Genomic DNA, 22,611 nt, shown 5'->3' on the forward strand with positions numbered 1-22,611 from the left:
GAAGTCTAAACCTAATCAACAAAACTGTAAGATGAGATATGAGCTACTACATCTAATCTATTGTTTCGTTGAAACTAATTCAATAATTTCACCAGTAGACGTATCCACTCTTATTTCTGTATGTTGCCCTGAGTGCTGAAGTTGATTTTTTAAATCAGCATTAATCAGTTTGAGCTTATCTATTTCAGCGTACATTTCTTGTAATCGCACCAGTAGCTTTTCAAAATCCTTATCGATTTCCTTAGGGTCAATCTCGTTTTTTTGCTTTTCTTTAGCAAGCTTGCTTTTTAGTTCGGCTACCTTTGTTCTGAGTTGTTTTATTAAATTATCTTTATTTTTTTCTTCCCAAGTTAATTGAGCTTTTTCAATATTTTCTCGTAACTTTACCCATTTTTCTTCTTCTTTAGATAGATTTGCAATATTTCTTTTAGCTCTCGTTGCTACTGCATTTTTGGTTATCTTGCTGCCATCAGATTTCATCTCTTCAAAAGCACGTTTTATATCATCGTATGCGCTACTCATGCTTGTTCTCCTTGGTTTGTATGCGCTTTGCCTTCATCTAATACATAGTCAGCTGCTGCTATATTATTTTTCCAGTGAATAGCAAATAGCTCGTAATCTTCTTGCTCTTCTTTGGTTAATGCCGCATATGCCTCTAGTTTCTGCGTTGCTTCTTTTTTTATTATTTGCCAATTGACCTTGTGGCGTTTGGTAATGATTTTACTACCACAATACACACAGCCACTAGGGATTCCTGCTCCTTTTATCTTGCAAGCTTCTCCCGCAGTGCAGTACCCCGTAGGTAAGCCACGTATGTTTTTAATATTTTTGACGAGAAATTTTTTCAGTTCTTCAATTGAACTGAAATGGATCTGCTTAATCACAGTCGAATCTTTACTTTGACTATCAGTAATACCTATTATCAGATCTTTAGATGTTTTATTAATTTGCTCACCAGCACCACCTTTAAGTGATTGTGACTCGGCTTCATCTATTAACTCTTCTGCAACACGGTCAATTAAAATCTCATTAAACTCTTCAGTAGTTTTAATTAAAGTTGTTGAGGCCAAAAATGCTCTTCGAGTATAAACAAACGTCATTAGGCTAGTTAAATGTTTAAATTGATATCTAATATCATCAAGCTCACCTAATTTATTGGCAATGACAAAGTAGGCCAACGTATGTCGAAACATGTGAGCGGTTAATCTAAACGTATCGCCTTCTTCGTATGGGACACCTCTATTCTCTCCTCTAACTTCTTTGTAGTTAGATTCAAGGCGTTCAAGCTCTGCTATATCATCATCGTCTAGAGTTAAGTCAAAAAGCTCAATGTTTTCACTGTTTTTAACCTCAAATTTTGTGAATCGCCCAGCATCGCTAAAACTAACACTACAGCTACTATGTGAAACCCCGAAAAGACGGTTTCTTTCTAACCCTTCTTTCAAATTGTGTGCTTGACTACTTGTTATATTGGCTCTGCATGAAGAAAGTACAGCTTTTGCCCTTTCTTGCATACCGATCACATATTTTTCGTAAATACCAACACACTCATGTACTTCAGCGTTTGAAAACCATTCCATCTCAACCTTACTGTTGTCGGTTTTGGTCATAATTGCCGTAATGTAATAAATATCATCTTTGTAATTGGCACAGCCAACCTTGCATGTAAGTACTTCGTTATATCTCATACCTGTATAGGCCAAGATATTAATGTATGTGGCTAATTTTAAATCTTCTAATTCTTCGGATAATTGAATGAATTCCTCTTCATTGGGTAAGTTTCTTACATGTTTTGCTATTAGCTCACCTGTATTCATTTTGGGCGGTGGTTCAATGGAGCCTTCATGTAAACTATCTATTAAGCGTGCATTTAATTCTAGCCATCGTTCTATCTTATCCTTAGAGTTTTCAACTATTTTTTCTGCAAACTTCAGAATTTTTTTCATTACTTTAGTAGGAATGACAGGGTGCGAATAAGTGACTGGTCTCGGATGGTGTAACTCGTTTAGTTGGTTAAGCACATTAATAAAAACACTACACACCTTAGGGCCAAAAAGACGAAAGCTTCGTTGCACGTCAAATAGTTTAGTAAATGAGTGTGATTGTCTGTAAATAGCTATTTTCCCGACTTCATATAAATAGTCTTTTATGAGATTCCTAATAACTAAGTCAGATTTGAACTCCAACTCATGAAATGAGTGATAACCTCTTTGTCTTAAGAAGGCTGCAATTAAATTTAGATACGTTACATCATTTTGAAGTGTAGAGATTTTTAGAGGTTTACCGCCTACAACATCACCATGTGTGAGTTTAATTAGTGAATAAATTCGAATTTGATATGCTAATTCATCAACACCTTTAAAATTCACATTTCTTTGCGTTTCTTCATAGCTTATCCAAGTGTCATCGCCAAAGTGAATAGTGCCATGTTTAGCAATATTCAATGCTCTGTTTTCCCACAAAGCAATCGAATTAAAAGCGCTAGTATCATCAACTTTAAAATCTTCTAACACCTGAACCAAAGGTTTTATAGTGATTTGACCTGTATGTGTTTTTACAACAGCGATATCAAGTAGTTTTGTTTTAGTTATCTCTTTGGTCATAGCAAACCTGTGTTTTTCCAATGAGGATGAATACCCTCTGTTCTCAATAATTCTTTTCCATCAATCACAGCTTGAGCATTAAGCTTGGCAATATCAGTTAATATTTCGTTAACTCTATTTTTCAACTGCTCTATGTTTTCCAGTTGCTCTGTTACAGAGTCAAATGTTGCGGCTGAGTTTTCCATATCAGCAACAACAAAATCCCGGTATGACAAAAGTTTCCAAACATGCAATGCGTCAGCAACACAGCGATAGAACGGACACCACAAGCATGCGTTAAAGTCGGCACATGCATGCTCGTTTGTATCTCGCTGGTCTAATAATTTCCTGTTTTGAGATTCGAATGCCACTACTGCGGATTTATCTTTTGAGTTAATGCATGTGCCATTCGGGACTTTTTTACCGTCTTCTGGTGGAGTCTGCAAAATGATTACTTTGTCGGTAACATCGCGAACAAAATAGTCTGCCATTGTTTTTGTCGCTCTGTTGATTGTCATTGCAACATCTTTGTTATCTTGCATTAAATAATGACGCAAGAACGTTTCATAAGAGTGCTTGCCAGCTTTTTGATACCACTTAAATTCTTTGGCAACTTTTCGGTAAATGTAGTTAAGCCCTGATTTTCTGATCTTTTGCGAATTAAATACGATATCACACCCAAGCTCAGTCAATATCCTATCTATAGTGGTCTTGAAACGTGATGCTGTTAATAATTGAATCTTTACTTCTCCAATACTATTTACTTTGGGAAAAACAAAAATTCTTTTTGATAGGTTCTCAATAGAAGGGCGGTAAATAGACGTAAGTCTAGTCGCAGCCTTAATATCAAATATTACTGGTTCGACAACGTCGCCGTATAAGACGCCTTCTTTTTCTAGATCTTCGGCTTTAATTTCAAATTTATGCCATTGAGTTTGATAATTAGCTCGGCGTTTAAATAAACGAAGAGCAGGAGTTTTACTTGAATGTAATGGCGTGTTAAAGAAAAATAAGTCGTCAGTATCAAGCTCTAGCGTAGGAGTTGAATTCCAACCAGTTTTCAATATGACTTTTGCTGCATAAAGTGTAACTTTGTCTTTAATTGTGAGTAAGGTCTCAGAAAGCCCTTTTTCTATGTAATATGCTAATTCTACTACTTCTCTATATGAGTAGAGTTTATCTTGATTCTGAGATAGTTGCTCTTGATGTTGTGCAGTTAATTCGGTGTTGACCGGAAAGCTTTTAATAGTATCTAGACCATAAAACGATAGTAATTTGTCGATAGCGCTCTGATATTGATTACCAACAAAAACCGACAAATCGCCTTGTTTTGATTTTAGTTGAATTGCCTCTCTTATAGCCTTTAGTATCTCACAGTTATTTTCAACAAAAGCATGAACCCCATGACTGGCAATAAGCTTCATTTGTTCATCTGTTAATGATGATGCATTTTCTTTCAATGCTCTAGCCATACTACCTATGTAACCTTTGAGAGTGACGATACCTATGCTCTCGCCATCAATTCGCTTTGTAAAAACTTTATGGTATTCGACTAGGTTTTGATAAAATTTATAGGCATTGTCATATACCCACTCATGCTTCTGCCATTCGGTAGTGTCACTTTCTTTAAGGTAATAGCCCAATGAGTAGGGTAATAAACTTTCCTTTGCGATTTTTTCACCCGTAACAAAGTGGTAAAGGTCCAATGCAGCGTTTAGTAGCAGTAAAAACTGCTGGTTATTTTGAGTTTCTTCTTGGTAATGCTTATAAAGGTATTTAAATCCCTGAAGGCCATTTTCTGCAAACCCTTGAATTCCACGCTCACTAAGCAGCTTAATTATTGGTGATGCTACGCTACCAGCACTATTCAACCACCTTGGAAATGATAAAGTTGAGGATCTAACTCTTGTTGTATTAGCTTCCGAAGCGCTTGCTATCTGATTTTTCAAAAAAGCATCAACTTCATTGCCAAATTTGGATGATATGCTTTGTGCATACCCTATTACTTCGGCTTCAGTTTTAAATTGATTGACTCTAGCTTTACCCCACACATCGGGTAGTATAAATTTTAAAAAAGTACGGAAGTTGTGATTGCATATAAATGATGAAACGAATTCCCTATCCTGTAATGTTGCCAATAATGGCAGTTTGACGCGTTCAGTATTCTTAAAAGTATCATGTAGACAAAGATTTATAATAGCTGTCGCAGTTTTGAGGATATTGTCCCCAATAGAAGAATCTTTGAGGCTTAATTCTGGAAGGACGAGATAGTCCAGATATTTATTTAGTAATTTACGAATCTCTTTTACTTGATGGAATTCAAGTTCGAATAATTTAGTTATGTCGATTGAAGTAGCCCCATTTACTAGCCTAAAAGGAGCGTTGATAGCGTTATCATAAAAATGAAACTTAGCTAAGTTTTCTAAGGCTTCTTCTATACGAGTAGCATAACTAGGTAGCTTGACATCATTTATTTCATTAATGCAAAAGTATTCCAGTTCTTGCCAAATTTCAAAGTCTGATAGAGCATTTAATCCCGAAGTTTGAATTGATGTCGCAGTATCTGTACTAACCTTATTAAGGGCTAGAGGAAGAGTGTGTTGTAAACTGACACAAGCATTCCGCAAGCGACTCATTGAAATAGCAGTGTCGTCATCTGCGCTAATATTGTTTTCTTTGTCATATGCCCTGTTAAATAAAACGTCTAACTGTTTGGCTAGAACAATTGAATGAGGTTTAAATCTAGCAGGAATACGATTGGACTTCCGCGTTTTAACTTGCTGCTGCATCTTCAGCCTCACGCATCAGTAATTCGTCAACATCACCGTAGATATCTTTCACCCACTCTGACATTGCTCCGTATGCATCCACTGCTACACTTTTGGCAAAGTCGATGTAACGTTTGGTTGTTTTAAAACTTTCGTGACTCATCAAGGTCATTAGTGTCTGTCTGATGGAACTCTCCGATTCACCTTTGTCAATTAGGTATTTAGCGACATAAGTAGCAAAGGTAGCGCGTAAGTCATGGAATGTGCGTAATAGTATTTCTAATCCCTGCTTCCTTTGTTCTTTTCTAACTATGGAAATAGTATTCCCCGGTGTATCTTCGCTTATCCGCGATCCTGAACTATTCATAAACAAAGGAAGCGGATGTTCACTATTGTCCATACCATGATTAGTCTCATGTTTGGTACGTCGCTTCATATTTTGAATTGTCAAAGTGTGATTGTACAAAAGCTTCATTAGAACTCGCGCTATTGTTAATCTCACTGGCTTATGTCCTTTTCGTACAATGTTCAATTTTGGAATACGTTTCTCGTTTTCTTTTTCATCAGGATCAAAAAGGTCTTTCTGGTCGATGGCTGAAATCTCAAAAGAACGAAGTCCACCTAGCAAAGCACATTGCAAATAAAGCTTATAAGTCTCTTTTTGAGCCGTATCCGTCTCCAGCAACTGTTTAAGTTCTTTTGGAGAATATGGTTGTAGATCTTTTTCGGGTGAGTCTTCCTTTTGTTTCAATGTATTTGGAATGCTCAAATTACTAACCCACTTCCATAAGCCTCCAGAACGTGTGTTGCTAGTAGGTAATTGAAACAATGAACTTACACTTGATTTAGCTTTCGATTTAATACGTACCTGTTTGTATTCAAGTGAGAAGGGGAGGCTATCTATAGCCCCGCGCTTATGGCTCCATATATAGAATGCTTTAACAGCTCTAATTCGTTCTTGAGCGCTGTTAAAGCTTATGCGTTTAGACTTATCTTTGGTTTCGACTCTTTCACATAAATGTTTGTGATATCTCCACACAGGTAACCTAGAAATATCATCATCTACAGATTGTTTTGAAAGTGGTGCAGTTATTACTTCAAAATAGGATGCATCATCTTTATCCAACCAATCTAAGAAAGCTTTTAAGTGCTTAGCTATACTGCAAACAGACTTAACATCTAATGGCTTTCCCGGTTGGCTGGCATGATAAGCGTCACTAAAAGCCTCATTGTCTATTTGATTCTTTTTGAGACTGAAATGACCTTCAAAGCGGTGCATTAAAAATAAGTTCATTTCTTGGCATTCGGTGAAGCGAGTCGGGTGATATAGCACTGGAAAATTAGGTTCTATTTTATCGTGCCTATATGAGTGAGTTCTGATGCCTTTTTCAGTCTTAATAGGTTGCCCTGATTTATCGAGGTGAAAAGACATTCCTTTTCCAAAGTTGACTGATGCTTTAATTATTTTAGTTTTTGTTGTATTTCGAAGTATCATTTTCGTTCACCTTTGATTCTTAGCTAGAGTATGTGTGTAAAAACTTTTTTGTTCAAGTTTATTAAGGGTATGATAGTATTATATCAATTCGGGGGTGATATTAGATGAAAGTCAAAATTTAACCGCCTCTCAATTGAAGACCATAATCACCCGCTGTGGTGAGGGCACGAAGTTAATTTGCTCAGGAAACTTAGCGCAAATCGATAGTAACTATTTAACCCCTGTTACCTCAGGTTTAACCTATATTGTTGAACGATTTAAAAATTTTGAAGGAAGTGCAACCGTTAACTTGAATGGTGTTGTTCGTAGTCGCTTGGCAAGCTTCGCTGAAGAAAATTTATAACTTGCCAGTGAATCTTTGCCTCGTTAATCTAGGTGTTACCGAGGCAAGGTACTTAAAATCGAGTGAATTTTTTACCACTAAAGCATTATTATCGTTCTCTGGCCGTGGCGCTTATTGTGCCATTGCTGGTGGCGTTTATTCTGTGTTTACACTTATATAATCTAAAGCTAGAACGCTCACAAGAAAGCCGACAAAGTAGTTTTAATAATATCTCTGCTCAGCTTGGTCATGCAATGCATGCGGCTGATGGATTGATTGATACGATGTTTAAGTTGTATGAGCAACCACTATCATATGACTTCGACCCCAACTGGGCCCGCAATGTAAATCAGTTTGATCACTACTATTATCAACCCATAAAGGGAGGAGTGGGTGAAATTGTGGGGCAAGGTAAATTTGCATCCACTGCCTTTGCTCTTACTCAGTGGCGTCAAGTGCTTGCATTAGGGCCCTCGTTCAACACAACGCTGGCATTGATTCAATCGTTGCAAGGTGTTGCCTATGTTAACGAACAGGGTTTTGTTTATATAAAGCGCCGTTCAACAGCTGAAAGTGAATTGCTGACGAGTGTGTTGGATAATAAATTTCGACCGTCGCGTTTAAATGATAAAGCGCTGGCCTCAAGTGCTGTAATTACTGTTAATGGCCACGCGTACTTTGCAATAGGAAAAAGACGAGCGTTACAAAGCGACGACTACATCATTTTAATTTATGACTTAGAGGCAATCTCTAAGTGGTTAATGAAAATTGCCCCGAGTAACGGCGAGTATATTTTCATTAATCAAGATAACCAAGTAATAGCCAGCTCAAGTAAAATATTAAAAACAGCGATTAATGCAGATGATTATTGGCCCGAAAGTGAGATAAACAAAAACACAAAAAGTCACAGTCACTTAGTGCAACCATCGTCTGATTTACCAATTTATACCCGTTACTTTGAATCTCAAAAAGCACTCAGTGGGCCTGTCCGCTACGACATGTTTATAGAATTTGTGTTCTTAAGTGTTTTTTTAGTCATGATGTTCAGCGCGGTATTTTGGTTGAGTCAGCGCATATTTGTAAAGCCAATGACTCACTTGATGAATTACCTAGAAAAACATGATGAAGGCCAACATACACTGGTAAATTATCGTATTCCTGCTGATTGGCAACCTTGGTTTAGCCGAGTTAAGCGGGTTTTTACCCGTAATGAAGAGCTTGTTCAATCATTGCAAGAGGCGAACAAAGCGCTTGATTCACAAGTGCAAGTTAAATCAAAACAATTGCGCCGCAGTATTGATGCCAAAGAACGTCATTTAGCCTTACTGAACACCATGCTTAATAATGTGCCAGATCTTATTTATTTTAAAAATATTGATGGTTCATTTTTAGGCTGTAACAAGGCGTATGAGAGTTATATCGGTTTACCGCAAGAGAAACTCGTTGGCCAGCAGTTATGTGATATCAGTGACGATAACGGCGAATTAAGTGAACTTGAGCGACAAGTATTACAAGACCGCCAAGTGTATCAAAAACGTTTAGTAACCAATGATAAAACCTATCATTTGAGTATTGCGCCTTTTTATAACGAGCATCAACAATTATTGGGAACCATGGCGATAGGCCGTGATATTACTGAGCAGCACGCGGCATTAAACGCATTACAAAGCTCTGAAGCCAAATTACGCAGTGCAATGGAGTACGCTGCCAATGGGGTTATATTACTGTCTCTTGATTACCGCGTACTGCAAATGAATAAAGCGGCGCGTAAAATATTTTCACTAGAACGCAGTGACACCTTGAGCAGCCAATATAGGTTGGATGATTTGTTTGGCGAGCAATCACTAGACACGTTAAAAGGTACCTTACTTGAATTGCTTAGCGAAAAGAAAAAAGTGTATCACTTTAGTTTGCCCCAGCAAGAACAAAAATGTTGGCTACAAATTAGTGTTTCATTGGTATGGAATGGTGAAAAAAATCCAGATTACTTTGTTGTCCATGTCCAAGATATCACTGACTTAATACAAGCTAAAAATGACGCCGAGCGGGCCACATTAGCTAAAAGCCGCTTTATTGCCAATTTAAGTCATGAGATACGCACCCCACTTAATGCCGTACTGGGCCTAATAGATGTCATTGCGTTGCAAGGCTTGTCGTTGGAGCAGCGCACACATGCTGAGCAAGCGAAGTCAGCAGCCAACAGCTTATTGTCTTTATTAAACCGTATGCTCGATTTTGCCCGAGCCGAAAGTTCGCAAGTTAAATTAACTAAAGCCCCCTTTAGCCTGTCTGATTTAATTAATTATTGCGAAGGAATCGTCGCGCCACTGTGTAAAACGAAGGGGTTAGAATTCAGCGTTGAGTGCGATGAAAAGATCAATTCTAACCTAAGGGGCGATCAAATCTGTTTACAACAGGTGTTAGGTAATTTACTGACTAATGCCGCTAAATTCACAGAGCAAGGAAGCGTTAAATTAAGTTTAAACTTAGTCGAACAAACCTCTGAACAACAACTAATTTGCTTTGCTGTAAAAGACACCGGTATTGGGATTAGCGATGCGGATCAAAGTCGCTTATTTGATGCCTTTACACAAGGTGATGAGTCACTAACGCGTTCACATCAAGGCGTTGGGCTTGGGCTTGCAATTGTAAAGTACGAAGTGGCGTTAATGGGTGGCGAAATAAAACTAGCAAGTCAACGAGGCAAAGGCAGTGAATTTAGTTTCTGCTTACAGCTAGATAAAACCAGCGAACCGGCGAAAAAGGCGGTTGTATCCCTCCCTTCAAGTGCCGATTTATCGGGTCTATTAGTGTTAGCCGTAGATGACAACCCACTTAATCTAAGCATTATTAAAAGTATTTTAGAGCAAGCCGATATCACCGTTGTGTGTGCAGACAGTGGTGAAAAGGGCATTGAGCTTGCTAATTGTCTCAGACCTGACCTGATCTTCATGGATATTCAAATGCCCCAGATGGATGGCTGCCAAGCTACGCGTATAATTCGCCAGTCATTCACGAAAGAGCAAATGCCGATTTATGCATTAACAGCACACAGCGAAGCGGCTGACATAGAGCAATCCGTTGCGGCGGGCATGAATAAACACCTCACTAAACCCATTGTTGCCAGTACACTGTTTTTGGCGATGAGTGAGCTTGAAGTACAGAAACAGGCTTTTTTTGACCGTACGTTTGTTCTCACTCAGTTTTCAAATAATACAGAATTAGTATTAACTATGCTGTCAAAGTTTGCGACCATGGCAGCACAACAGCTATTACAAATTTCAACATTAAAGACCACCGATGAGTTGATCAGAGTTGTCCATAATGTGAAAGGGTCGGCCGGTAATCTAGGCTTTAAACGTTTGTCAGCCTGCGCTCAGCAATGTGAGGCTAAGCTTAAAGCACAAGGCGAACTCCCTGAGTTATTAAACGATGAGTTGCAGTGGCAGATTAAACAAGTCATTGCATTTATCATCGAACAAGGATCTACAGATGCTAAAAAGAGCCAAGGTACTGATTGTTGATGACGATCCGTTGAACCGTTTGGTATTAGAAAAAACATTACAGCAAGATTATGATGTTTTTTGTGTTGAAAGTGGTGAAAAGGCACTGACGTTTTTAAAAACACAGTCCGTTGATTTATTGATTCTGGATATTGTTATGCCCGGTATTGATGGGTATGAGGTACTGAGCAAAATAAAAGAAAATACCGTCACAAATATGCTGCCTGTTATTTTTATTTCTGCTAATTCGAGCCATGACGACGAAGCAAAAGGCCTCGAGTTGGGGGCGATGGATTATATAACTAAACCCTTTAGTGCTGCGATTGTTCGTGCGCGTGTGCGTAATCAGTTATTAATCAAACAAAAAAATGACTTGCTCGAAATGTTAGCGTCAATCGATGGCCTGACTGAAATTCCTAATAGACGTTATCTAGATGAAAACCTTGCCCGAGAATGGCGTCGCTGTCGTCGCGATCAAACCCCTTTGTCTGTATTACTTATGGATGTGGATCATTTTAAACGGTTTAATGATTGCTATGGCCATCGAGCGGGTGATGATTGCTTAAAACGAATTGCTCATGCGCTTGTTGGGGCCTGCGAGCGAGGCAGTGACTTTGTGGCGCGCTATGGGGGGGAAGAGTTCGCGGCCGTTTTGCCTAATACAACGGCAACACAAGCAATCGCATTTGCTAATAAATTACGACATGCAGTGAGTAATTTAGGTATTCCCCATACCGCTTCGTTAAATTCGGATCATGTGACAATTAGTATCGGCATTGCGACCACAGAAACAGGCCAAGTATACGCTGAACAAACGCTGCTTGAAGAAGCTGACTTAGGGTTATATCAGGCTAAAGATGGCGGACGTGACCAAGTTGTGTCGCGATTAGTGAATGTGAGTGGGTAAAGAGTAGGCAAGGCCTACTCTGCCATTTTTGGCTAATTAGCCATTGCTCAGTGATTTATAAATGGTATCACCAACGCCAATTAGCTTATCGTTTTTAAATACCAGTGGTGTGCACTCATCTTTTGTCATTTTACCATCAGAGTGAATGCTATGAGTTGCATAAAACAATACTTGGTAAACATCGTCACCTTGTTTTAGTAATTCAGTGAAGTTAGGGGTGTGAAGTTTATTAAGTACCACTTGGTAGTTAGTATCAAGTGCAAGAGTCGAAATGATTTCGCGGTTATTTTTGTGCTGTTTTTGCCAGCTCGTCGATGAATCACCTGCCCAATGTGTTTCAGCTTCACCATCAGATACTGCAATGACACAGCCAGTTAAAAATGGTGCAGTAAGCGCTGCAATTAAAAGTGCTTTTTTCATTATTTTTTATCCCTAGAATTTAATGTTTATGTTGCTCTTAATTAGCAATCAGCTTGCCACATTTTAAAAAGTAAATTAAATCAAGTGATTAGCTTTTAATTGGTCAATTGGCTAGGAGCTTTTTTGCAAACCAGTTCGCTCAATTGACCAAAAAATTGCAATTTAGACCAACCTATTGCGCTCATTTCCTTGGTTAAATGCTTTGATATTTAACGCGATTTCTTTCACTAAGCGAATAATAGACTCTTTACTTGCCCAGGCAATGTGCGGCGTAAGTAATAAATTGTCGCCAGTGTATTGGGCAAGTGGGTTATCTGCCTCGGCGGGTTCTTTGCTGAGTACATCAACACCCGCGCCAGCAATCACATTATTGGCAAGCGCAGATGCTAAATCAGCCTCATTAATAATCCCCCCACGGGCAGTATTAATAAGGATGGCAGAGGGTTTCATCATGTTCAGCTCATGAGCCGCAATTTGATCGCGAGTTTCTTCTGTTAACGGGCAGTGAACACTGATTATATCAGCCGTTTTTAATGCTTGCTCAAAACTAACGCGACCTTCACGCGGTGTATGTCCTTTACGTTCACTGATAATTACATGGGCACCAAATGCGGTTGCAACTTCAGCAACCGCTTTGCCCAACGAGCCGTAGCCAATAATTGCTAAGGTTTTCCCCGCAATTTCATTAAAGCTGTAATCTAAGCGACAAAACATCGGACTCTGCTGCCATAAACCTTGCTGGCAATCACGAATATACTTGTGTGTGTTACCAAGCAGATTGGTGATCAATGTAAACGTGTGTTGAACCACTGAAGGTGTTGAATATCCGGCCACATTGGTCACGGCAATGTTATGGGCTTTTGCTGCTGGTAAATCAATATTATTGGTGCCAGTTGCAGCAACGCAAATTAATTTTAAATGAGGTAACTGCGCCATTGCTTGTTGATTTATAACTACTTTATTCGTTACTACAACATCAGCGTCTTGGCAGCGTTCAATTAATTCGTGTTGATTAGTTAGGTTATAGCAAGTGAGTGAACCTAATTGTGCCAGCTCATCTAACGAAGTGTCTGCTAATGTGGCGGCATCAAGGACGACGATATTCATATACTTTCCTTATTAATTTTTGCTTGACCTTAGGGTGTACTCCAAGGTTTATAGTGAGCATAATAAATAAACGCTTCACAATGGAGACAGTGATGAAAATAGGTGAGTTTGCCCGTCAATTAGGCGTCTCAACAGATACGTTAAGGTACTACGAAAAACATGGTTTGTTAACGCCAAGTTCGCGTTCTGAGGTGGGATATCGGTTTTACTCTGATGCAGATTACAAGCAAATGTCGTTCATTTTGCGGGCAAAAAACGTTGGTTTTAGTCTGTCTGAAATAAAAGAGTTATTGCAAATTAAGTTTCATAAAAATCAGCATTCATGTCATGAGGTTAAAGCAATGACATTACAAAAACGTGATTTAGTGGCCGCACGCATTGCTGAACTCACGCGTTTTTATGACTCTCTTTCATTATTAGCAGATAAATGTTGTGGTGGTGAAGAGCCCGCAGAGAACTGCTCGATACTGACGACACTGGAGGATATTGATGGACTTACTCAATAATTTTTGGCAGTTATTCTTATTATCTGCCCCATGGCTAATGTTAGGTTTATTGATTGCTGGTTTATTAAATGTGTATTTACCGGCCAATTTTCTCAATCGTCACTTAGGAAAAGAGGGGCTTTGGACAACCATTAAGGCTGCTTTTATTGGTGCGCCTATGCCATTGTGTTCGTGTGGTGTTATTCCAGCAGCAATTGGGCTTAGAAGAGCGGGAGCATCGAAAAGCGCGACGACGGCATTCTTAGTTTCAACACCCGAAACGGGCGTTGATTCAGTGTCAGTCTCGTATGTTTTATTGGGGCCATTTATGGCCATTATACGCCCAATCGCAGCGGTGTGCAGTGCGATAGCTGCGGGTGTCTTGGTTGGGAAAGACCATGAAATTCATTCACAGCATAAGCATCAAGCCGCCACTGCAGATGATAATAGTGCAGGCTGTTGCAGCAGTAATACTTCGGCTGAAGTTAAAAAAGAGCCGAGCTGTTGCAGCAGTAATACCGCAGCTGAAGTTAAAAAAGAGTCGAGCTGTTGCAGCAGCAATACTTCGGCTGAAGTTAAAAAAGAGCCGAGCTGTTGCAGCAGTAATGCTTCGGCTGAAATTAAAAAAGAGCCGAGCTGTTGCAGCAGTAATACCTCAGCTGAAGTTAAAAAAGAGTCGAGCGGCTTTAGTACTGAAGATTCTGCATCGATAAAAACAGACCGTTGCTGTAAAAGCGAAAAGCCCAGTCTTTCGATAGAGAGCCGTGTTGCTAAATTTAAACGCGCTATTCGTTTTAGCTGCAATAAACTGTTAGAAGACACTATGGTGTGGCTGGTGATTGGTCTCTTTTTCGCGGCGCTAGTGCAAACGTATGTTCCTGAGTCTTATTTAAGTCAATGGGGAAGCGGTATTTTTGCGATGCTGGTGGTGATACTGATTAGTATACCAATGTACATTTGTGCGACTGCCTCGACCCCGATAGCAGCAGGGTTACTGTTAAGTGGCGTATCCCCAGGTGCGGTATTGGTGTTTATGCTTGCAGGTCCTGCGACGAATATCGCCACCTTGGGAGTGGTGGGTAAGGAGTTAGGTAAACGCGCGGTGTTTGCTTATTTAACTGGGGTAATCGGAATGGCTTTACTGTTTGGCTTTTTAACGGATTACTTAGTGGATGAATTTGGCTTTGTAGTGGCTCCCATGATGGGCACTGAACACGAGGTTCTACCGCATTGGTTAAGCCTTGCTTCGGGTATCATTTTGGCTATTTTAATGCTGAGATTAGTGCTCAAAATGGCATTAAAAAAGTTCGTTGATACTGGTAAGAGCATTGCCTAATTAATTGTTGTAAAAATAAAAATTTTATCAATATAGGGAAATATTTAGGTTAACTATCGCGTCTCGGTTCGCATTTAAAATTGCCTGAGTTATAATCCGCCAACTATTTAAACGGTACGCCATGCGTGCCGTTTTTTAACTTAAGCAGTTTTTATGAGTGAATGTGTGGATAAATACGCCGATATTAGACCTTACAATGATGACGAAGTCGCTGATTCAGTCGCCCGATTAATTGCTGATAATGCCTTTGTGGATGTTATCGCCAAGTATAATCTGCCGCGCTTTTTATCTTATTTTCCATTTATAACTCGCCCATTAGTGCGCCAGCAATTAAGAAAAAAGTGGGGAAATACGCAATCAGTTGAGCAAGTTCAACAAGAGGTGGCCAGCTATTTAAATAAACTGATCACCCGTACCACATCTGAAGTGACATTTTCGGGTCTAGATAAACTGGATCCAAAACAAGCGTATTTGTTCATTTCAAATCACCGCGATATTGTCTTGGATCCTGCGTTAGTTAACTGGGGTTTGTTTAAACACAACATGCCGACAGTGCGCATCGCCATTGGTGATAATTTGCTGCAAATTCCGTATATCACTGAGTTAATGCGCTTAAATAAAAGCTTTATAGTGAAACGTTCAGCAAAAGCACCCAAAGAAATGCTCAAAGCGTTATCACAACTCTCAGCCTATATTTATGATTCATTGTCAGAGGGTCATTCAATTTGGATTGCACAAAAAGAAGGGCGTGCAAAAGATGGTTTTGATCAAACGGATCCTGCACTGCTTAAAATGTTGCAGCTACAAGGTCGTAAACAGAAAAAAGAATTTGCTGATTACGTTCGCGAATTAAAAATAGTGCCAGTCTCTATCTCGTATCAATATGAACCGTGTGCGATTGCGAAAGCGAAAGAGCTTTATCACAAACAGCATCACGGCCAATATGTAAAGCAACAAGGTGAAGACATTGCCAGCATCGTTGAGGGCTTTAGCACAGCAAAAGGGCATGTACATTTAGCGTTTGGTGAGCCCATTGAATCTGGCTGCGAGTCACCAGAAGAGCTTGCAAAAACGATTGACCAGCAAATTGTTGATTCGTTTTTCTTACACCCAGGTAACTATATTGCGGGGGGGTGTAAGCAGGCCGTGATTGATAAAAAAGATGCTGAAGCGTTTAATGCGCGTTTAGCTAAAGTACCTGAAGAGTTAAAGCCACTGGTTTTAGCAATGTACGCGAAACCTTTTCATCGCAAAGCAGAACTTTCTACGAGCGAATCAGATTAAATAATCTAAAGTTGATAGAATGCTTCGCATTTAAATCAATGTGCTAATTACTTTTTTAAGCAATGTTTTGATTCGTTAAATGAGCCACTTTTTGAAGTGGCTTTTTTTATGATTAATTTTCGGGCTATACTTCTAAGATGATTAATTAACTGGCAATTGTGATGCAACAAATTGAAATATTTGAGATCCCAAGCCCTTGCAAAGGGATTTGTCAGGTTAATAATCGGGGCTATTGTAAAGGCTGTTATCGCAGTCGCGATGAACGGTTTTACTGGAATCAGCTGAGTAATGCTGAAAAACGCAAAGTAATCAGCTTATGTCAGCAGCGTTATAAGCGTTATTTACAGAAAAAACAGTTGGCAGAAAATAACCAACCGACACCTGAGCAAGGCGGATTTGATTTTTAAAACTCGGTGAGATTGTATTTCGTTTTTAGCGTGCGCACCGTGCCATCGGCTTCAAGCTTTTTAAGAATATTTGTCAGTTGCGGAATAAGTGCTGCGTGGCGTTTATGCACAAAGTGAAAGCTTTGCATCGACATTAAAATCTCTTTATTAAAAGCCGCTTGGTTAAAGTCAGGGTGTTTTGTAGAGAGTAAAAAGTCTAATAAAATGGTGCCTTCAACGCGTTTTTGAGTCAATAAATTCAATTGAGCCGTGACGTTTCTTACCTTTATCACATCACCTTTAATGGGGTTTTCTTCTATGTAGCTCTGTGCTGCGGGATAACTTGACTGAATAGCGAGTGACTTAATATCACGATAATTGCATTGCTTGCAGTTTTTCAATAACACAAGGTTAAATTCGAACAGGGGAAAGTCGACCTTTAATAAATTTGGATAATCGCGGGTAACAAAATCAATGCGCCCTAACTGTCCATCAAGCACACCTTGGTTTGCAGCTGCTAACGAACCTTGATGATTAAAATCAATAACGTGAAGCTCATAACCTATCTCTTTATAAGCGGTGCTCAATAAGTCAATCACATAACGTGCTTGTGGTGTGTCGGCTGGGCGATTAAAAATTAAAATATGAGAATTTGCGCTGCTAGGAAAGCAAAAAAACAGCAGAATAATGGTCAAACTAGGTATCAGAAATTTTGGCAACGTGCGTTCCTTGCGAGCATGTATTCGGCGTTAATTTACTGTTATGTGTTTCCAAAATCAAGGTTTAAAATAGGCGATTAATTTGAAGCAACTTTGTTATACTTCATAAATCAATACACTGTTGCTGAGAAAGTATGAGCTTTAATTTATGTAAATTGCCTCGAGAGCAAAAATATCAAATTCAATTAGACTACGAAGCCTCTTTTTGGGCCTACCAGATTAAACGTGGAAAAAATACCCGCGAAGGGGTGTATACAGCAATTAATAATCGTCCTATGTCAGAGCAAGCCTTTTTAAAACAACAGTTTGAGCATTACTTATCCTTAATGAGTTAATCATGACGGAGCTGAAATTTTGTTTGCTTGACGCAATCAAAACCCCGTTGGTAAATAAGTTTTACGATAAACACAATGCGCGGGGGCGTGCCACTAAAGCTGATCAAGTGTGGGTGGCGTACCATGGTTTGGATATCGTTGCGGCATGTCGGGTTCAAAATAAAGCGGGCTTTTTATTTTTATCAACTCTGTATGTTGATGCTGCATGGCGAGGTAAAAAAGTAGCCTCACAGTTACTCACCACGCTTATTGCTGAACAAAAAGGGACAGTTTTTACCTTTGCCTATGAAAATCTGATTGATTTCTATCTAGTAAATGGGTTTAACTATACATTAACATTACCCAATTCTTTGCAATCGTTGTTTGAGGTATATGCGCATCGTAATATCGTAGCGATGCACTTTACGTGTGACACCGCGCCAAGTTAGTAATTTGGAACGTCAATGACTAAGTTCTTTTCTTTATCAGCTCTGCTCATTATTGTGATCTGTGGTTTGTTTAGTCATTCCAGTTTTGCGCAAGTGAAACGCTTGTCAACCAGCGAAGGGTTGTCGCAAAGTTATGTCAACACGATGCTTATCGATAACAGTGGCTATTTATGGTTATCCACTGAGGGCGGTTTAAATCGTTATGATGGCTATGAGGTTGTGCATATCAAAGGCCCTAATGGAGAGCTTGAAGACGCCATCATTGACCGCATTTATCAAGACCCCCAAGGTTATATTTGGATAGCATCTTTGCAAGCAGGGCTATTCCGTTATGATCCGAGTACCGACAGCTACCAACAATTTATTGCAAAGCCCACCACCGAAGAGCAAATTTTTATAGAATCTGTGTTTAGTATGGTTGCGGTTGATGACAAAACGCTCTGGCTAGGCCGAGGCTGGGATTTTGCAAAACTCGACTTAGAAACGAAGCAAGTCACGTCTATTTTTGAAATACCCGATCGTGTAAAAAGCAGCGTTATTCGTGAGTTGTATCCTTATCAAGGTTACATATTTATGGGCACGAGTAATGGGGCGTTTGTTTATGAAATCGCATCGGGCCACGTAAGAAAGCTTGAGCATCTAAGCCAAGCGCCAACACACATGTATCAAAACTATGTGAAGTCGTTTGCTGTAATAGATGAGCATACTTTGTTGGTCGGGGCTGTTCGGGGTTTATACGAAGTCGATATTAGCAACTTACCAGAGATGTTTAATACGCCTGAGGTTCAGTTTAAAAATAAGACCCTAATTAGCGACTTAAATATTTGGGAAATTATTCCACAAAATTCAACGATTACCTTGGGAACCGATAAAGGCTTATTTAACTTTACCCGGGCAACCGGCGACTTGGTTAAAAGTACACGCTTAAAAGACAACGGTTACACCCTTGCTGATACAAGTATCATTGATATCGTAAAAGATCGCTCCGGAGGCATGTGGTTAGCCACCAAGAACGATGGCGCTTTTTATCTCTCGTATGATAATTATAACTTTGTAAATGTGGTGGCCAATTCGATTAAAGGTGACGGCTTATCGCATCATTCAATTTGGGGTATTGCAGAGTTTCAGGGCAGGCTGTGGCTTGCGACCCACAATGGTCTAACGGCTGTTGACTTAGACACGTATGAAAGCGAAGTCTTTTTAAAAGACTACCAAATAGATTTAATCACGACCGAATTCACTGTTTACCAAATAATGCCTTATAAAGCGCAACTTTGGTTGCACACGAATCGGGGAATTTTTAGCTTTAATCCAAAGACGGGTGAAGTGACTCCCGTTAAAACGGCAGACCCTAAGCAGCAAGAACTCATTAACGATTGGGTGCATGGGGTTCTATTAATGCCGTCGGGCGATTTGTATTACGTTCACCCCGATTTCGGTATGTTTGTTTACAATATTGATAGCCAAGAGGTGACACGTTTAGGCGGTAAATTTGATGAATTTGAACCTTTCTTAGCCTATGGGTTCTTGCCTGCCTTATCAAGCAAGCCCGATGCACCGTTATTTTATAATGCGGGGATCTTATATCAGGTTGATCCTCACAGCTATGAACTGACCACCATTTATACGGTGCCTGAGCAGCATGAAAATGTTGCTGTGAATGTAATGTCTTACATTATTGATAACAATAATGTCTTGTGGTTATCGTTATCGAATTTTGGCTTGATTGGTCTAGATGCCACAACGTACGAGCATATCTACACCATTGATCTTGAAAAAAATAAGCTAGGCACTTTATTGTACGATATGGTGCTTGATGAAGCCGGAATGATTTGGATGAGTAGTCATAAAGGGCTGTGGCGACTCAACCCCGATAATATGCACTTTCAACAGTTTACTGGTTCAGAGGGGCTTTTTTCTACCGAGTTTAATAGTGGCGCATTTACCAAATTAAAGTCTGGGCAAATTGTTTATGGCACCCTTAAAGGCTTTACCTATTTTTACCCGATGGATAACCACTATCAGCAAGCTTTGATTGATCACGTTAATATCACCAACTTGGATTTAATGTCTCGTGACTTACCTGCTGAGCTTAAACAGCCAATAGACAGTGTGGTACTTGAGCATGATGACATCGGTCTCGAGGTTGCTTTCTCAGCCATGGCGTTCAATTACCAAGAGCGTATTATTTATGAGTATCAACTTGGCGATGGGCAAAAAACCTACACGCGAAATAATAACCGTGTTCTTTTTCCAAAATTAAGTGCAGGCAAGTACCACCTTAAAGTGTGGGCAAAAGACCCCTTAACGGGAGATTTAACCCCGCCGGCAACATTAAACATCGAAGTAAAATACCCACCATGGCGTGCGCCACATTTTATTTTGCTTTACCTTATATTAGCGGCGCTACTTGTAGCTGCTTGGCTCTTTAGACGTAATCGTATGCAGCAAATTTTGCTTGCCGCACACAAAGAAAGTAAAGAAAGTGAGGCGCGACTAAAACTTGCATTAGAGGGAAGTCATTCTGGTGTTTGGGATTGGTCGTCGCAAAGCCCGATTATTTATCAGCCTAGGCTGAAAAATGAACTGGGCTATGACAGTGACAGTGTTAATCTAGATGACTATTTGGCAAAGATTCACCCACATGATAAACAAACCTTTCGCTTAGAGTGGCTGGAGTTTTTATCTACTCAAAAAGGCTATTTTAACTGCACGTATCGTTTACGACACGCCGATGGTCAATGGCGTTGGTATAAAGATTTCGGCAAGGTGGTTGAATGGCAAGACAACACGCCTGAGAAAGTGGCTGGCACCTACACGAATATGACCCGAGAACTGGTATTTGAAGAAAACGCCCGTTTATTTGGTGCGGCGTTTGAACAAACCCGAGACTGGGTGTTTATTATGGATAAAAACTTGCGTATTCGTGCTACTAATCAGTCGTTCCAAAGTGCCTTTGGCTTTCCTGCTGATCCGCGTTCGAGTCGTTCTTTAACTCTCGGGTTGTCTATTCCGGCACGTATTCACTATTTACGAGTAATGCAAAAACTGCAATCAGGTGAACACTTTTCAGCAGAAGATGTTGTTGAAGTTGCCAACGGCGAAAAGCGTCAAGTGCTCATTAAAATAAGTGCTGTTGCGGGGAGTAATCGTCAACTCGACAGTTATGTGATTATTGTCACTGATATCAGCGCGCAAAAGCTGGCTGAGAATGAACTGCACTTATTAGCCAATTACGACACGCTCACCGGATTGCCGAACAAAACATTATTCAGTGACCGTGTAAGCCATGCTATCGAGCAAGCTGATTACCATCAAACGAAAGCAGCCTTGTTAAATGTAAATATTAAGCGATTTAAATACTTTAATGATTCATTGGGTCACGAAGAGTCTGATGAGCTTATCAAGCGAGTTGCAAAGCGATTGAAACAAGTGCTGCGCCCGCAAGATAGTTTGGCAAGGTTTGAAGGTGATGAGTTTGTGATCCTCGCTGAAGATCTCAAACAGGTCGATGAGCTATTATCGCTGTGCGCGAAAGTTATGGATTGTGTTGAAAGCCATATTGAGCTTAATCAACAAGCGGTAAAAGTGAACTTAAGTGTTGGGGTTGCTGTGTATCCCGACGACGCCCTCGATACAAAAGCGTTGTTAAAAGCGGCGAATGTTGCCCTCTACCATGCTAAGCGGTCTGTGGAAGGACGTTATCAGTTCTATAAGCAAGAGATGAATTTACAAGTGCAGCGGACTCTGCATTTAGAGTCACAATTAAGCAAAGCGTATCAAGAACATGAATTTTGTAATTACTATCAACCCATTGTTAGTTCAAAAACACGTCAAGTTGTAGGGTTAGAGGTGTTATTACGCTGGCCTAGTAATGATGATTATCAGCCTGAAGACTTTGCCAATGCTGCTGAAAGCTCAGGGCTTATTACTAAAATTATGCTGCAAACTTTATCGCGTGCATTAATCGAGTTACGACAATGGCGCGTGTCGCACCCCGATTTATATATCTCTATTAACTTATCGGCATTTGATTTTGAAAGTACCCATTTAGTCGAAAATATTCATCAAGCTTTAGCACTCAGCCATGTACCCGCCAGTGCTGTTGTATTCGAAATTACTGAATCAGTGATGATGCGAGATTCAGAGAAAGCCCAATTAAGCATGAATAAATTAAAAGCATTAGGCTGTAAAATTTATATGGATGACTTTGGCACGGGCTACGCTTCTCTAACGTATTTAAAACGGTTCCCGGTTGATGTTTTAAAAATAGATAAAAGCTTTGTGCACGATATCGGGGTTGATAAAGATGACGAAGCTATTATTAATTCAACACTCACATTGGCGAAAAGCCTAGGCAAGGAGTGTGTTGCTGAAGGGGTTGAAAATACCACCCAGCTTCGCTTCTTACACGCTCGTGGTTGTGAATACTTACAAGGTTATTTGTTTAGTAAAGCTGTTCCTGGGGATGAAGTAAGCCCCTTGTTAAATGCGCAGTGGCATGCAGAATTTGATGACTAAAACAGATAAAGCC

Annotated in this window: 16 protein-coding genes and 1 pseudogene; 10 read left to right on the top strand and 7 right to left on the bottom strand. The window is 39.8% G+C overall.

Going from position 1 to position 22,611, the window contains the following annotated elements:
• Positions 1–57: 57 nt before the first annotated feature.
• Genes ACSSVW_RS10020 through ACSSVW_RS10035 form a run of 4 tightly spaced genes read right to left on the bottom strand, consistent with a single transcriptional unit; the run spans position 58 to position 6,845 of the window.
• The gene (locus tag ACSSVW_RS10020) at positions 58–522 is read right to left on the bottom strand and encodes a hypothetical protein (protein ID WP_016708220.1); all 465 of its coding nucleotides are present in this window, start codon (positions 520–522) and stop codon (positions 58–60) included.
• Complete coding sequence (locus ACSSVW_RS10025) at positions 519–2,603, bottom strand: site-specific integrase (RefSeq protein ID WP_045979590.1); 2,085 nt, start codon at positions 2,601–2,603, stop codon at positions 519–521. The genes ACSSVW_RS10020 and ACSSVW_RS10025 overlap by 4 nt, the downstream gene beginning before the upstream one ends.
• Positions 2,600–5,371, bottom strand: a complete 2,772-nt coding sequence (locus tag ACSSVW_RS10030; protein ID WP_062566146.1) for a hypothetical protein — start codon at positions 5,369–5,371, stop codon at positions 2,600–2,602. The genes ACSSVW_RS10025 and ACSSVW_RS10030 overlap by 4 nt, the downstream gene beginning before the upstream one ends.
• Positions 5,355–6,845 (bottom strand): site-specific integrase, encoded by a 1,491-nt coding sequence (locus tag ACSSVW_RS10035; protein ID WP_045979589.1) that lies wholly within the window; start codon positions 6,843–6,845, stop codon positions 5,355–5,357. The genes ACSSVW_RS10030 and ACSSVW_RS10035 overlap by 17 nt, the downstream gene beginning before the upstream one ends.
• A gap of 85 nt (positions 6,846–6,930) precedes the next feature.
• Here ACSSVW_RS10035 and ACSSVW_RS10040 point away from each other — a divergent pair.
• From ACSSVW_RS10040 to ACSSVW_RS10050, 3 genes and pseudogenes are all read left to right on the top strand, one after another.
• Positions 6,931–7,188 (top strand): annotated as a pseudogene (locus tag ACSSVW_RS10040) (PhoH family protein); the annotation flags it as partial.
• Between the two features lie 62 nt (positions 7,189–7,250).
• On the top strand, positions 7,251–10,691 hold the full coding sequence (locus ACSSVW_RS10045; protein WP_065979679.1) for a PAS domain-containing hybrid sensor histidine kinase/response regulator: 3,441 nt from the start codon (positions 7,251–7,253) through the stop codon (positions 10,689–10,691).
• Positions 10,660–11,577: a GGDEF domain-containing response regulator gene (locus tag ACSSVW_RS10050; RefSeq protein ID WP_036966017.1), complete on the top strand. Its 918-nt coding sequence runs from the start codon at positions 10,660–10,662 to the stop codon at positions 11,575–11,577. The genes ACSSVW_RS10045 and ACSSVW_RS10050 overlap by 32 nt, the downstream gene beginning before the upstream one ends.
• Before the next feature lie 36 nt (positions 11,578–11,613).
• Here ACSSVW_RS10050 and ACSSVW_RS10055 read toward each other — a convergent pair whose 3' ends face one another.
• Both ACSSVW_RS10055 and ACSSVW_RS10060 read right to left on the bottom strand, forming a co-directional pair.
• A complete protein-coding gene (locus tag ACSSVW_RS10055) occupies positions 11,614–11,997 on the bottom strand; it encodes a DUF3192 domain-containing protein (RefSeq protein WP_036966020.1) in 384 nt (127 codons plus the stop codon).
• A gap of 162 nt (positions 11,998–12,159) precedes the next feature.
• Positions 12,160–13,104: a D-2-hydroxyacid dehydrogenase gene (locus tag ACSSVW_RS10060; RefSeq protein ID WP_454179236.1), complete on the bottom strand. Its 945-nt coding sequence runs from the start codon at positions 13,102–13,104 to the stop codon at positions 12,160–12,162.
• A 92-nt stretch (positions 13,105–13,196) separates the two neighbouring features.
• Between ACSSVW_RS10060 and zntR the strand changes: the two genes are divergently transcribed.
• The 4 genes from zntR to ACSSVW_RS10080 all read left to right on the top strand — a co-directional run bounded on the left by zntR (position 13,197) and on the right by ACSSVW_RS10080 (position 16,616).
• Positions 13,197–13,610 (top strand): Zn(2+)-responsive transcriptional regulator, encoded by a 414-nt coding sequence (gene zntR / locus ACSSVW_RS10065; RefSeq protein ID WP_083202809.1) that lies wholly within the window; start codon positions 13,197–13,199, stop codon positions 13,608–13,610.
• The gene (locus tag ACSSVW_RS10070; RefSeq protein WP_454179237.1) at positions 13,594–14,925 is read left to right on the top strand and encodes an SO_0444 family Cu/Zn efflux transporter; all 1,332 of its coding nucleotides are present in this window, start codon (positions 13,594–13,596) and stop codon (positions 14,923–14,925) included. The genes zntR and ACSSVW_RS10070 overlap by 17 nt, the downstream gene beginning before the upstream one ends.
• A 153-nt stretch (positions 14,926–15,078) precedes the next feature.
• A complete protein-coding gene (locus tag ACSSVW_RS10075) occupies positions 15,079–16,209 on the top strand; it encodes a 1-acyl-sn-glycerol-3-phosphate acyltransferase (protein WP_074988933.1) in 1,131 nt (376 codons plus the stop codon).
• A 161-nt stretch (positions 16,210–16,370) separates the two neighbouring features.
• Positions 16,371–16,616, top strand: a complete 246-nt coding sequence (locus tag ACSSVW_RS10080) for a DUF1289 domain-containing protein (protein ID WP_036966031.1) — start codon at positions 16,371–16,373, stop codon at positions 16,614–16,616.
• Here ACSSVW_RS10080 and ACSSVW_RS10085 read toward each other — a convergent pair.
• Positions 16,613–17,314 carry a type 2 periplasmic-binding domain-containing protein gene (locus ACSSVW_RS10085; protein ID WP_231387282.1) on the bottom strand — a complete coding sequence of 234 codons (702 nt, stop codon included), beginning with the start codon at positions 17,312–17,314 and terminating at the stop codon, positions 16,613–16,615. The genes ACSSVW_RS10080 and ACSSVW_RS10085 overlap by 4 nt on opposite strands.
• Positions 17,315–17,448: 134 nt before the next feature.
• Here ACSSVW_RS10085 and ACSSVW_RS10090 point away from each other — a divergent pair, with 134 nt between their 5' ends.
• Genes ACSSVW_RS10090 through ACSSVW_RS10100 form a run of 3 tightly spaced genes read left to right on the top strand, consistent with a single transcriptional unit; the run spans position 17,449 to position 22,598 of the window.
• The gene (locus ACSSVW_RS10090) at positions 17,449–17,649 is read left to right on the top strand and encodes a DUF3283 family protein (protein WP_036966037.1); all 201 of its coding nucleotides are present in this window, start codon (positions 17,449–17,451) and stop codon (positions 17,647–17,649) included.
• Between the two features lie 2 nt (positions 17,650–17,651).
• Positions 17,652–18,077: a GNAT family N-acetyltransferase gene (locus tag ACSSVW_RS10095; RefSeq protein WP_065979683.1), complete on the top strand. Its 426-nt coding sequence runs from the start codon at positions 17,652–17,654 to the stop codon at positions 18,075–18,077.
• Between the two features lie 15 nt (positions 18,078–18,092).
• Complete coding sequence (locus ACSSVW_RS10100; protein ID WP_454179238.1) at positions 18,093–22,598, top strand: EAL domain-containing protein; 4,506 nt, start codon at positions 18,093–18,095, stop codon at positions 22,596–22,598.
• Positions 22,599–22,611 lie beyond the last annotated feature (13 nt).

Source organism: Pseudoalteromonas sp. MBR-15 (assembly GCF_053628915.1).

Coding starts and splice junctions, on each gene's coding strand:
- ACSSVW_RS10060 (WP_454179236.1), bottom strand. CDS start 13,104: ATGAATATCGTCGTCCTTGATGCCGCCACATTAGCAGACACTTCGTTA.
- ACSSVW_RS10035 (WP_045979589.1), bottom strand. CDS start 6,845: ATGATACTTCGAAATACAACAAAAACTAAAATAATTAAAGCATCAGTC.
- ACSSVW_RS10090 (WP_036966037.1), top strand. CDS start 17,449: ATGAGCTTTAATTTATGTAAATTGCCTCGAGAGCAAAAATATCAAATT.
- ACSSVW_RS10020 (WP_016708220.1), bottom strand. CDS start 522: ATGAGTAGCGCATACGATGATATAAAACGTGCTTTTGAAGAGATGAAA.
- ACSSVW_RS10075 (WP_074988933.1), top strand. CDS start 15,079: ATGAGTGAATGTGTGGATAAATACGCCGATATTAGACCTTACAATGAT.
- ACSSVW_RS10070 (WP_454179237.1), top strand. CDS start 13,594: ATGGACTTACTCAATAATTTTTGGCAGTTATTCTTATTATCTGCCCCA.
- zntR (WP_083202809.1), top strand. CDS start 13,197: ATGAAAATAGGTGAGTTTGCCCGTCAATTAGGCGTCTCAACAGATACG.
- ACSSVW_RS10080 (WP_036966031.1), top strand. CDS start 16,371: ATGCAACAAATTGAAATATTTGAGATCCCAAGCCCTTGCAAAGGGATT.
- ACSSVW_RS10095 (WP_065979683.1), top strand. CDS start 17,652: ATGACGGAGCTGAAATTTTGTTTGCTTGACGCAATCAAAACCCCGTTG.
- ACSSVW_RS10100 (WP_454179238.1), top strand. CDS start 18,093: ATGACTAAGTTCTTTTCTTTATCAGCTCTGCTCATTATTGTGATCTGT.
- ACSSVW_RS10025 (WP_045979590.1), bottom strand. CDS start 2,603: ATGACCAAAGAGATAACTAAAACAAAACTACTTGATATCGCTGTTGTA.
- ACSSVW_RS10055 (WP_036966020.1), bottom strand. CDS start 11,997: ATGAAAAAAGCACTTTTAATTGCAGCGCTTACTGCACCATTTTTAACT.
- ACSSVW_RS10050 (WP_036966017.1), top strand. CDS start 10,660: ATGCTAAAAAGAGCCAAGGTACTGATTGTTGATGACGATCCGTTGAAC.
- ACSSVW_RS10030 (WP_062566146.1), bottom strand. CDS start 5,371: ATGCAGCAGCAAGTTAAAACGCGGAAGTCCAATCGTATTCCTGCTAGA.